We start from the raw sequence: 11,127 nt of genomic DNA, 5'->3' as shown, positions 1-11,127 counted from the left end.
CCGTAAAGCCGTCTCAACCTCTGCACCAATGGCCATAGCACCACAATAGAACCAAAACGAAGAAACGCTGGCTTATTTACTGACGCGTCCTTAGTTCCGCACTTTGGCCTGCACGAGATTCGCGAACGGCAGCCGGCCATGCTCCGCAACAAAGGCTGCGTGATACGCGGCCTCGGCTTGGTTTACTTCTTCGGCAGGCACCTCTTTCCACGCCATGATGAGTTCATCCGTGTGGGTCAGCTGCCAGATGAGGCGGCCGTCCCAATGGCCCGGCGGCCTGCCCCGCCCAAAATCCAGGAACTCCTTGATCTGGTTCCGGAGGCCGCGGTTGCCCTTGCTTCCCGGCCCGGCTTTGCCAACATAGAGAATGTCCGCACCGTCCACCCATTCCGCCAGGATGGCTTCCGCCGGCAGGGTGGGATTCTTTTTCTTGAAGGTCCCGGCGGTGCTGATCTTCAGGAAGTGCGGCTCGAACTCATTCGGCCGAAGAACGGCGAACACCCCGGTGCCCTGCGGAACCCTTATGATCTCAAGTGTGTCGAAGCTCCGGAAGCCGGCAAAGCCGTCGGACTTGAGTGTTTTCCTGTTCATCATCATGACGTTACCCGGCCAGGCGCCGGTCCGGAGCTAACTTGCACTGCGCACCGGCACGCCCAAAAGCGTAGAGTGGCCTAAGACGCCTGATTCTGGACGCCGTGCTGCTGAGGGAGAGATCGTGACGATTGACTGGGACGAAAAAAAGGCCCTGCTACAGGAACCGAACATCGCGGCGGTAACGCAGCTCTGTGACGAACTGATGGAAAAGAAGCCAGGGTCCGTCGTTCCTTACATCGATCCCGTGCATGACGAGGACGAATGCCGGATCGTCAGCCTTCACGTCAGCCCGGGCAAAGGCACCGAGTCCGGGTTCGTGTCCCACTTCAACGATGACGAAGCCGCCCGCCGCGCCACCCAGATCTACGAACTCGCCGAACTCGATCCCCGCTACGTGATGCCGTGGAACGCCTACCCGTGGGTCCGCGATCCCGAGCTCCCCTCGGCCCTGAACGTCCAGGAAAAAACCGACGGCCTGCGCCCCTTCCGCCAGTTCCTGAAAATCAACCGCCGCGTCTCCGCGGTCATCGCCCACGGCACCGACGCCTCCACGTTCCTCACTCTCTTCGAGAAGACGTACCACTCCTCTCTCAAGAACAGCGGCATCAAGATCTACAAGGCCAGCGCGCTCGGCGGGCGGGCCTTTGCTGTTTCTGAAACCAAGCAGGAGGAGCTCCTCACCAAGAGCGTAGATATCTACAAAGACGCCATGCAGCGCGCAGGCATCCAGCACCTCTAGTTTTTCACAACGAATTTTCAGCCCCAAAGGAATGCCCGACGGCGACACCCGCCGCAGTGCGCCCTCACCCTGTGAGCATCAGCCTTCCAGCAGCCTCCGGCGGTGCTTCAGCTCCTTGACCCACGCCCGGGTGACCATCTCCGGAAACGGCGAGCCGCCGTCGTCGTCATTCTGTCCGGAACCACTGACCGCGGCGAAAGCGGTGCCCGCCTCCAGATCCGCGATCAGAGGACCGGACGCCTTCAGCGCCAGCTCCACCACCTGCACCGCCGCCCGGGCCGTGAGTCCGAGTTCCGCGGCCCACGCCAAGAAGTGCTTCCGCGAGATCCCGCTGCGCTTTCCAGCCAGGGTCAGCGCCAGCGTCTTGTCGCCGTAGACCACTGTGGAGGGGATGTCGTACACAGGCGCGATGGACCACTCCCCGTGTGGCTGCTGGACCATCGAGACGTTCTTGGCGTGCAGGTCCCCGTTGCCGCTCAGCCACGCAAAAGCCGCCTGGATGGCCAGGTTGCGGACGGCAGGCAGGGGAGCCGAGCAGTAATCGGCCAGTGCATGGCAGACCCGGCCGAAGCCCACGTTGTACTTGTCCGCCGGGTACAGCTTCAGTACCTGGGCGCCGTCCTCCACAGCCAGGCGCCGCACCTCATCAGGACCGCCGCCCGCAAGCGGCACCCGGTCAAAGCGCTCCACCAGCAGGCCCGGCCGGCCGGCCACGTCGCGGATCAGCTGGACCCGGCTCAGCGGGATACGCAGTTTGGCCGCGTACCCGAACATCACCAGCTCGTTCTCCACCACGTGCGGGAATTCGGGGGCGTTGAGCTTAAGGATGAACCGCTTACCGGCGCTGGCCACGGGCAGCGAGATCATCCCGGCGGAGAGTTTGTCCTGCACTCCTGCCAGGGCCACGGGGTCGATCAGGTCCGGATCACCCAGCAGTTGGTCGAAGTCAACCGGCAACTTTGGGTCCAGCTGCACCGCGTGCTCGTCCGGGTCCAGCGGTTCTCCATGCCCCACGATCTGCACATCGCCCACCGGGTTGCCGCCGGCCGCGATGAGCAGCGACAGGTCATCGTCCGCGCTGGTCTTGATGGACCGCCGCAGGGCGTTGAGCCGGCGGCCCTCCGGCAGCAGTCCGGTGAAATAGGGCGGCGCTGCGCCCGCCGAGGACAGCACCGGTTCGGCGGTGAGCGGCAGGGAACTTGCGACGGCGGGTCCCCCGGACGCGAGGTACGCGGGCAGATAGCTGAACCGGGTGCCGCCGTCGTGCCGTTCGAGCCGGGCGGCCAGCACCCCGGCCTTGTAAATGTCGGCGACGCGGTGCTTCATGGGTTTGTTTCTTGGGCCTTGCCGTGGCCGGCGAGGGCCCGGGCGGCGCGGCTGGCCCGGGCGGCTAGCCGGAGTTCGAGTCCCAGGGTTTCCAGCACGGCGGTGAGTGAGTCCAGCTGGATGCTGGGCTTGCCCTGCTCGACGAAGCGGACAAAGCGCTCGGAGACTCCGGCCATGTCGGCGAGATCCTGCTGCGTGAGGCCTAAGGCTGCCCGGCGCGTCCGGACTTCACCTGCGAGCCGGTCCCCGAATGCATCCGCCATGGGCATCTCCAATAGGTACGATCGTGCCGTTTTAGCTGTGTTCCGATTCTAGACGGGCAACTCGCTCCAGCATAGAGAAAAATCGGAACGAACGTACCGTGCCTATAACCACGAGGGAACCTTCCTCTGCTCCGACGACGTGGACTTTACGGTGTCGGCGGAAGTGCCTGGTTAAACGCCGTCGGATCCACCGCTGGCGCTTCCCCCGCCAGCCGCGGGGCACGCGGAACCCAGCGGTCGAGGGCCGCCTCCAGGGCGGCGGGGTCGACGGGTTTGGTGAGGTAGTCGTCCATGCCGGCAGCGAGGCACCGCTCACGGTCTTCGTCCAGGACGCCCGCGGTCATGGCAATGATGGGCAAATGCCCCGCCCCCTCGCCCTTGCGGATGGTCCTGGTGGCCTCAAAACCGTCCATGACCGGCATGTGGCAGTCCATGAGCACGGCCTCGTAGGATGCGGCTGCAACGGCAGAGACGGCTTCAGCACCGTCGGGCACAACGTCAACCAGATACCCCAGTCTTTTCACCATTTCACGGGCAACAAGCTGGTTCACCTCGTTGTCCTCCACTACCAGGATGCGCCCCCGGGAAGGGATGCTCTGCTTTTCCGGCACGCCACGGGCCGCAAGACGTTCCGCCGTCTGCGCCCCTCCCCTCAGGCGCAGAAGTCGGTCGTAAAGTTCAGAACCGCGCACCGGTTTCATCAGCCATTCACGGATACCCGCAGCTGCCAGCTCAGCCTGATCCATCTGCGGCGTTGACGTCAGCATAATCAGGGAGGTGGAAGCCAGAACCCTGTCGGCGCTGATGGCCCGCGCCAGCTCCAGCCCGTCCATCTCCGGCATGCACATATCCAGTACGACGACGTGGAAGGGCCGTCCGGCGAAGGCCGCATCCCGGCACCGGTCCAGGGCAGCGCGCGCATCGCCTACGGTGTCCGGGTCCATGTTCCACGCCCTGAGCTGGGATTCCAGCACCAGCCTGTTGGTCGCGTTGTCATCCACGACCAGGACCCTGACTCCGGTCAGCAGATCCGGGGAGGGGACCGCCTCCTCGTCGATGCCCCCGGAGGCCACCGCGGGCTGCAACGGGAGCACAAACCAGAATGTACTGCCCTCGCCGGGAGCGCTGGTCAGCCCTATTTCCCCGCCCATCACCTCGGTCAGCCGCCGCGAGATCGCCAGCCCCAACCCGGTTCCGCCGTACCGGCGCGTGGTGGAGGAATCGGCCTGGGAAAAGGACTCGAACAGGCGACGATGATCTTCTGGCTCAATTCCGATCCCCGTGTCTCGGACTTCAAACCGCACCCCAGGCCCACGCGGATGAAGGTCAACGAGTTGCACGCGAACGGACACTTCCCCGGCCGGAGTGAACTTTATGGCGTTGGAGGTCAGATTGAGCAGGATCTGCCGGATGCGTCCGACGTCTCCTGAGAGTCGGGCCGGCACCTCCGGACGGCAGTAGGCCATGAGTTCCAGACCTTTGACGCGGGCAGACTCGCTCAGCAGGCCCGCAACTTCCTCGACCAGAAGGCGCGGATTAAAGGCCGCGATCTCCAAATCGACCTTCCCGGCCTCCAACTTGGACAGGTCCAATATGTCGTTAATCAGGGCCAGCAGCACCTCGCCCGCACCCCTGACCCCTTCGGCATACCGGCGCTGCGTCTCGTCCAGCGGGGTCTCCAGCAACAAAGCGGTCAGGCCGATGACGCCGTTCATCGGTGTCCGGATCTCATGGCTCATCGTTGCCAGGTACTCGGACTTCAACCGGCTCGATTCAAGCGCCGCCTCCCGCGCGGCCAGGAGCTCTGCCGACGCAAGCCGCTGTCCGGTGACGTCGCGGGCGATCTTCGCCATCCCGCGCACTCCTCCGTCTTCGGCCCGGATGGGTGAAATAGTCACGGAAACAGGGACCGCCGTCCCGTCTTTGCGCACCCGCTCCGCCTCGAAGCTCCGCGCGACACCGCGCTCCCGGACATCAGCGAGTAACGCTTCCTCGCTCCGGCGGAGATGATCCGGAGTCAGGAATTGGACGTCCCGGCCTGTGACCTCGTCCGCGCCATACCCGTACAGCCGTTCGGCGCCCTGATTCCAGCTGGTGATCACACCCTCGGGGGTGATGCCGATGATCGCATCGGCCGAGGAATTAACGATCGCGCCGAGACCCTCCATCTGTGCGATCGCTTCACGGGCCCGGTCCTGTGCACGCCGGCGTGCCGTGACATCACGGAAGCTCCAGACCCGGCCGACAATGTCATCCCCTACCCGTTGGGGCCGGGAGTACCGCTCAAACGTCCGGCCATCACGGAACTCCAGCACATCCAGGCTCTCCGCTCCCGGATCGGCGTACAGCTCTTGGACCTTGCGCATGAAGCTGCCCGGATCGGAAAGCTGATCCAAGACGAAGCCGATCAGTTTGCCGTCGTCATGGGAATCCAGAAGATCCGCCGGGATGCCCCACAACGTGGCGAACCGCTCATTGGAACCGGCAATCCTCCCGTCGGCAGTCACCACCAGGATGCCGTCGGCGGTGGATTCCAGGGTGGCGCCGAGCAGCGAAAGGGCATCCCGTAGCTCGCTGTCGGTGCGGCGGTGTTCGCTCACGTCCCGGACGGAGGCAACGATGTCCGCGCCCGGACGGTCCCCGAGAGCGGCCGTGCTGATTTCGATGGGGAACTCGGTCCCGTCGCGGTGCAGGCCGAACAGGCCCAGGCCGGTCCCGATCCGGAGTATCCGCTGCCCGGACGCGAGATCATCGCTTGTGCCAGCAATCTGGGCTTCGAACCGCTCGGGCAGGAGCATTCCGTAATGCCTGTCCAGCAACTCGTCCCGCCGGTAACCAAAGAGCTGTTCCGTCTGGGTATTGACGAAGACGATGAAACCCTCCGCGCTGACCCTCAGCAGCGCGTCCGGCGCCGCTTCGACCAGTTCGTGGTAGAAATCCGCAGGATCGTTTCCCTTGACTACTTGTTCCATTTCAACCCCCAACAAACGTTGGCGGCCTTCGCCGCCGCGCACCCGGGCGGCCGGACGGGCCTCCCCGCACAGCTTAGCCGGGGTCCCGGCTGCGCTCCAGAGCCTCGTCAACGCGAGCCGCTCCGCGGCCAATGACCTTCGCGTCAACCTGCGCCAAAGAAGCCCGTTCCCGCGCAGGATTGACAGCCCGTGTGACCCGTGCCATATTTTAAGCGTGAACCTGTCAGACAGCCGGACAGCAGGACAGCCTGCGGTGCCCATCGAAGCCCAGCCATTGGCCCGGCTCAGTGCTGCCGAAGCGGTGTTCAATGCCATCCGCGCCGACATCGAGTCCGGCAGGGTGGCCGTGGGCGGCAAGCTCAGCTCCGAGGCCACCCTCGCCCAGCAGTACGGGGTTAGCCGCTCGGTCATCCGCGAGGCCCTCCGTTCGTGCACCGCCCTGGGCTTGACCGTCACCAAAACCGGCAAGGGCACGTTCGTGGTGGCCGACAAGGTAGCCAACGACCTCACGCTGGGCCAGTACTCCGCCCGGGACCTCACCGAGGCCCGGCCGCACATCGAGGTTCCGGCAGCAGGACTGGCCGCCCAGCGCCGGACCGACGAGGAACTCGAGACGCTGCGGCACATCGTCGCCGCCATGACCACGGAAACGGACCCTGAATCCTGGGTTGCCCTGGACTCCAGCTTCCACGCCGCCATCGCGCGCGCCAGCGGCAACAAAGTGTTCGCCAGCGTGGTGGCCGATATCCGCGGAGCATTGGCCTTCCAGTCGGAAACCCTGAACATGGTGGCCGACCGCCAGCACGCGTCGGACACCGAGCACCAGCAGATCCTCGCCGCCATCGAGGCGGGCTCCGCCGAGGCCGCCAGCATTGCTATGGCCGAACACCTCCGCGCCGTGGGCGTTGCCCTCGATTCCATCCTTGACAAGTAGCCCTAGGACCCCATGCCAGCCCCTGCCCTTTCCGCTGCCCAGACTGCTGCCACCGGCATCGAATCCGGGACGCTCCCCCGGCACGCACCCCTGGTGGTCGCCACCCGCGACGGCCTCGTGGAAAGCGTCCACTACGGCTCGGCCATCGCCACCGCACCTGACGGCTCGATCCTGGCGACGGCAGGCGACCCGCTGGCGCCGTTCTACCCGCGTTCTTCCCTCAAGCCCCTGCAGGCCGTGGCCATGGTCCGCGCCGGCCTGAATCTCCCCGCCGACTTGCTCGCCCTGACCGCAGCCAGCCACTCCGGCGGAGCCAAACACCGCGGCGGCACCCAGCGCGTCCTCGCCATGCACGGGCTTGCTGTGGGCGACCTCGAGAACAGCACCGACCTGCCGTACGGGACCAGCGAGCGCGAGGACTGGCTGCACTCCGGCTTCCGCGCCACGCAGCTGACCCAGAACTGCTCCGGCAAGCACGCCGCCATGGCCGCCACGTGCGTCATCAACGGCTGGCCGGTCACGGGTTACCTCGACCCGTCCCACCCGCTGCAGCAGCTGATCGCCGCCACCGTCACCGAGCTGACCGGCGAGGAGCCCTTCGCCCGCAGCACGGACGGCTGCGGGACGCCCCTCTTCGCCCTCACCCTCCGCGGCATAGCCCGCGCGTTCGGCGCCATCGCGGCCGCCGCCACAGCGACTACCACCGTCAGCACCTCCGACGACGGCGGGACCGCCCCGCTGCTTGCGGAAGCCGCCGTCGGGCTCGCCATGCGGCAGCACCCTGACATGGTGGCTGGCGAGCGCCGGGACGTCACCGCGCTGATGCGGCTGCTGCCCGGCTCTGTGGCGAAGGACGGTTTTGAAGGTGTGCAGCTCGTCGGCCTGCCGGATGGCCGCGCAGTTGCTGTCAAGATTTCCGACGGCGGCGACCGCGCCCGGATGCCCGCCACCGTCCACGTGCTTGAATCCCTCGGCGTGGACACCGCGCCGCTCGCCGGCATCGCCACCGCCCCTGTCCTGGGCGGCGGCCACAAAGTGGGCCTGCTGCAGCCCACAGATTTCCTGCCTGCACTAACCGTGTCCACGCCCGCCAACGAAGCCCTGTGAGGACCCCATGACCAACCTGACCACCAACTTGAGTGCCTTGGATGCCGTCCCCGAAACCCGGTCCGAGCATGACCTCCTGGGTGACCGCGACGTCCCCGGCAACGCCTACTGGGGCGTCCACACGCTCCGCGCCGTCGAAAACTTCCCCATCACCGGGCAGCCGCTGTCCTCCAACATGCACCTGGTCCGGGGACTGGCCGCCGTGAAGCTGGCCGCCGCCCGCACCAACCGCGAACTGGGACTGCTGGACGCCGAACGCGGCGAGGCGATCGAGCAGGCGTGCACCGACGTCATGAACGGCCAGCTCAGCGATCAGTTCGTGGTGGACGTGATCCAGGGCGGCGCCGGGACGTCGTCGAACATGAACGCGAACGAGGTCATCGCCAACCGCGCCCTCGAAATCCTCGGCCACCCCAAAGGCGACTACGCCCGCCTGCACCCCAACGACCACGTGAATCTCAGCCAGTCCACCAACGATGTCTACCCCACCGCCGTGAAACTGGGCACTATCTTCGCCGGCCGGGAACTGCTGGACGCACTGGCCGAACTCGAAGAGGCCTTCGGTGCCAAGGCCCTGGAATTCCGCACCGTAGTCAAGATGGGCCGCACGCAACTGCAGGACGCCGTCCCCATGACGCTGGGCCAGGAGTTCGGCACGTACGCCATCACCATCGGCGAGGACCGGCTGCGCCTGGCCGAAGCGGAGCTGCTCATCCACGAAATCAACCTCGGCGCCACAGCCATCGGCACCGGCCTGAACGCCCCCGCCGGCTACACCGAGGCAGCCTGCCGGCACCTGGCCGAGGTCACCGGCCTCCCCCTGGTCACCGCCGTCGACCTCATCGAAGCCACCCAGGATGTGGGCGCCTTTGTGCACCTGTCCGGCGTGCTCAAGCGCGTGGCCGTGAAACTCTCCAAGATCTGCAACGACCTCCGCCTGCTCTCCTCCGGCCCCCGCGCCGGCTTCGGCGAGATCAACCTCCCGGCCGTCCAGTCCGGCTCCTCCATCATGCCCGGCAAGATCAACCCGGTGATCCCGGAAGTGGTCAGCCAGGTGGCCTACGAGGTCATCGGCAACGACGTGACCATCACCATGGCCGCCGAAGCCGGACAGCTCCAGCTCAACGCCTTCGAACCCATCATCGTCCACAGCCTCCACAAGAGCATCTCCCACCTCGAAGCGGCCTGCCGCACCCTCACCGCACGCTGCGTCCGGGGCATCACCGCCAACACCGAACACCTCCGGCTCACCGTGGAACAGTCAATCGGCCTGGTCACCGCCCTTAATCCGCACCTTGGCTACGCCACCGCCACCGCCATCGCCCAAGAGGCTCTCGCCACCGGCAAGGGTGTGGCCGAACTCGTGCTCGAACACGGCCTGCTCACCGCCGCCCAGCTCCAGGAACTCCTCAGTCCTGAACGCCTGGCGAACCTCAGCAAGTAACCCACCCCCAAAAAGGACACCGCATGACAACTCCCCAACAGGACACTGCCCAAAGGCAGGTCATCACGGACCACACCGTCCCGCCCCAGGCGCACGCCACCGAATCGGCCCTGCACGCGGAGGACAAGGGTTATCACAAGAACCTCAAACCGCGGCAGATCCAGATGATCGCCATCGGCGGCGCGATCGGCACCGGCCTGTTCCTCGGCGCCGGCGGCCGCCTGAACGCCGCCGGCCCGTCGCTGGTCATCGCCTACGCCGTCTGCGGTTTCTTCGCGTTCCTGATCCTGCGGGCCCTGGGCGAACTGGTGCTGCACCGGCCGTCGTCGGGCTCGTTTGTTTCCTACGCCCGTGAATTCTTCGGCGAGAAGGCCGCGTTCGTCTCCGGCTGGTTCTACTGGATCAACTGGGCCACCACCACCATCGTGGACATCACCGCCGCCGCGCTCTACATGAACTTCTTCGGCCACTACATCCCCTGGATGGCGGCCGTCCCGCAATGGGCCTGGGCCCTGATCGCCCTGCTGGTGGTCCTCGCCCTGAACCTCGTCTCCGTCAAGGTCTTCGGCGAAATGGAATTCTGGTTCGCCATCATCAAAGTCGCCGCACTGGTGGTCTTCCTCGTGGTGGGCACCTACTTCGTCATCTTCGGCACCCCCGTGGACGGCCAGCAGGTAGGCCTGAGCCTCCTCTCGGACAACGGCGGCTTCTTCCCCAACGGCCTGCTCCCCATGATCATCCTCATGCAGGGCGTCCTGTTCGCCTACGCCTCCATCGAACTCGTGGGCACCGCCGCCGGCGAGACCGAGAACCCGGAAAAGATCATGCCCAAAGCCATCAACTCCGTGGTCTTCCGCATCGCCGTCTTCTACGTCGGCTCCGTCATCCTGCTCGCCCTCCTGCTGCCCTACACCTCCTACGAAAAGGGCGTCAGCCCCTTCGTGACATTCTTCGGCTCCATCGGCATCCAAGGCGTGGACGTCATCATGAACCTCGTCGTCCTCACCGCCGCGCTCTCCTCCCTCAACGCCGGCCTCTACTCCACCGGACGCATCCTCCGCTCCATGTCCGTGAACGGCTCCGCCCCGAAATTCGCGGGCCGCATGAACAAAGCAGGCGTCCCCTACGGCGGCATCGCCATCACCGCCGGAGTGTCCCTCCTCGGCGTCCCGCTGAACTACCTCGTGCCCGCACAGGCCTTCGAAATCGTGCTCAACGTCGCCTCCGTCGGCATCGTCATGACCTGGGCAACCATCGTGCTCTGCCAAATCCAACTCCAACGCTGGGCAGACAAAGGCTGGCTCACACGCCCCTCCTTCCGGATGTTCGGCGCCCCCTACACCGGCTACCTCTCCCTCCTCTTCCTCGCCAGCGTCCTGGTCATGGTCTTCATCGACTCACCCCTCACCATGCTCGTCACCGCCATCGCCTCCGTCCTGATGGTGTTCGGCTGGTACGCCTGCCGCCAGCGGATCCGCGAAATCGCCGAAACCCGCGACGGCTACACCGGCACCGCCCCCGTCATCGCCAACCTGCCCGCGGAGACCTTCAAGAAGTAGCGCCCTGCCGGCCAAACCGGCCGTGACGCCCGACGGCGGCACCCGGGTTCTGTAGACACGGAACCCGGGTGCCGCCGTCGTCACTTCCCTTGTTCTCCCCGAGGAATCATGTCAAGATGCCCGCGTAGCGTTTATCGAAGAATCATTTGATTGTGCCCGGATGGTTGGTTGGCTCTTGGGGCCTTGTTT

General features: G+C 65.7%; 9 protein-coding genes. 5 read left to right on the top strand and 4 right to left on the bottom strand.

Translation table 11 applies throughout. The annotated features are described in order from the left end of the window. Nucleotides 1-90: 90 nt before the first annotated feature. Nucleotides 91-597 (bottom strand): hypothetical protein, encoded by a 507-nt coding sequence (locus tag ACVWY0_RS21580; RefSeq protein WP_485838513.1) that lies wholly within the window; start codon nucleotides 595-597, stop codon nucleotides 91-93. A gap of 118 nt (nucleotides 598-715) precedes the next feature. Between ACVWY0_RS21580 and ACVWY0_RS21575 the strand changes: the two genes are divergently transcribed. After that, nucleotides 716-1,333 (top strand): uracil-DNA glycosylase family protein, encoded by a 618-nt coding sequence (locus tag ACVWY0_RS21575; protein ID WP_485838512.1) that lies wholly within the window; start codon nucleotides 716-718, stop codon nucleotides 1,331-1,333. A gap of 78 nt (nucleotides 1,334-1,411) precedes the next feature. On the opposite strand, the gene ACVWY0_RS21570 is transcribed toward ACVWY0_RS21575, so the two are convergent. The 3 genes from ACVWY0_RS21570 to ACVWY0_RS21560 form a co-directional block, all read right to left on the bottom strand. Continuing rightward, nucleotides 1,412-2,659, bottom strand: a complete 1,248-nt coding sequence (locus ACVWY0_RS21570; RefSeq protein WP_485838511.1) for a type II toxin-antitoxin system HipA family toxin — start codon at nucleotides 2,657-2,659, stop codon at nucleotides 1,412-1,414. Next, a complete protein-coding gene (locus ACVWY0_RS21565) occupies nucleotides 2,656-2,922 on the bottom strand; it encodes a helix-turn-helix transcriptional regulator (RefSeq protein ID WP_485838510.1) in 267 nt (88 codons plus the stop codon). The genes ACVWY0_RS21570 and ACVWY0_RS21565 overlap by 4 nt, the downstream gene beginning before the upstream one ends. A 146-nt stretch (nucleotides 2,923-3,068) precedes the next feature. Continuing rightward, nucleotides 3,069-5,894: a PAS domain S-box protein gene (locus tag ACVWY0_RS21560; protein ID WP_485838509.1), complete on the bottom strand. Its 2,826-nt coding sequence runs from the start codon at nucleotides 5,892-5,894 to the stop codon at nucleotides 3,069-3,071. A 214-nt stretch (nucleotides 5,895-6,108) separates the two neighbouring features. On the opposite strand from ACVWY0_RS21560, the gene ACVWY0_RS21555 reads away from it, so the two are divergent. Genes ACVWY0_RS21555 through ACVWY0_RS21540 form a run of 4 tightly spaced genes read left to right on the top strand, consistent with a single transcriptional unit; the run spans nucleotide 6,109 to nucleotide 10,938 of the window. Next, nucleotides 6,109-6,828, top strand: coding sequence for a FadR/GntR family transcriptional regulator (locus ACVWY0_RS21555; RefSeq protein ID WP_485838508.1), 720 nt, complete (start codon nucleotides 6,109-6,111; stop codon nucleotides 6,826-6,828). A gap of 12 nt (nucleotides 6,829-6,840) precedes the next feature. Then, nucleotides 6,841-7,935, top strand: a complete 1,095-nt coding sequence (locus ACVWY0_RS21550) for an asparaginase (protein WP_485838507.1) — start codon at nucleotides 6,841-6,843, stop codon at nucleotides 7,933-7,935. Between the two features lie 7 nt (nucleotides 7,936-7,942). Continuing rightward, nucleotides 7,943-9,379: an aspartate ammonia-lyase gene (locus ACVWY0_RS21545; protein ID WP_485838506.1), complete on the top strand. Its 1,437-nt coding sequence runs from the start codon at nucleotides 7,943-7,945 to the stop codon at nucleotides 9,377-9,379. A gap of 23 nt (nucleotides 9,380-9,402) precedes the next feature. Next, nucleotides 9,403-10,938 carry an amino acid permease gene (locus ACVWY0_RS21540; protein ID WP_485838505.1) on the top strand — a complete coding sequence of 512 codons (1,536 nt, stop codon included), beginning with the start codon at nucleotides 9,403-9,405 and terminating at the stop codon, nucleotides 10,936-10,938. The last annotated feature ends 189 nt before the right edge of the window (nucleotides 10,939-11,127 follow it).

Source organism: Arthrobacter sp. UYNi723 (assembly GCF_054057635.1).
This window is presented reverse-complemented; position numbering and strand designations above follow the sequence as displayed.

What these genes read in the sequence shown, in the direction of transcription:
- ACVWY0_RS21580 (WP_485838513.1), bottom strand. Translation starts at nt 597, where the DNA reads ATGATGATGAACAGGAAAACACTCAAGTCCGACGGCTTTGCCGGCTTC.
- ACVWY0_RS21570 (WP_485838511.1), bottom strand. Translation starts at nt 2,659, where the DNA reads ATGAAGCACCGCGTCGCCGACATTTACAAGGCCGGGGTGCTGGCCGCC.
- ACVWY0_RS21565 (WP_485838510.1), bottom strand. Translation starts at nt 2,922, where the DNA reads ATGGCGGATGCATTCGGGGACCGGCTCGCAGGTGAAGTCCGGACGCGC.
- ACVWY0_RS21560 (WP_485838509.1), bottom strand. Translation starts at nt 5,894, where the DNA reads ATGGAACAAGTAGTCAAGGGAAACGATCCTGCGGATTTCTACCACGAA.
- ACVWY0_RS21550 (WP_485838507.1), top strand. Translation starts at nt 6,841, where the DNA reads ATGCCAGCCCCTGCCCTTTCCGCTGCCCAGACTGCTGCCACCGGCATC.
- ACVWY0_RS21545 (WP_485838506.1), top strand. Translation starts at nt 7,943, where the DNA reads ATGACCAACCTGACCACCAACTTGAGTGCCTTGGATGCCGTCCCCGAA.
- ACVWY0_RS21540 (WP_485838505.1), top strand. Translation starts at nt 9,403, where the DNA reads ATGACAACTCCCCAACAGGACACTGCCCAAAGGCAGGTCATCACGGAC.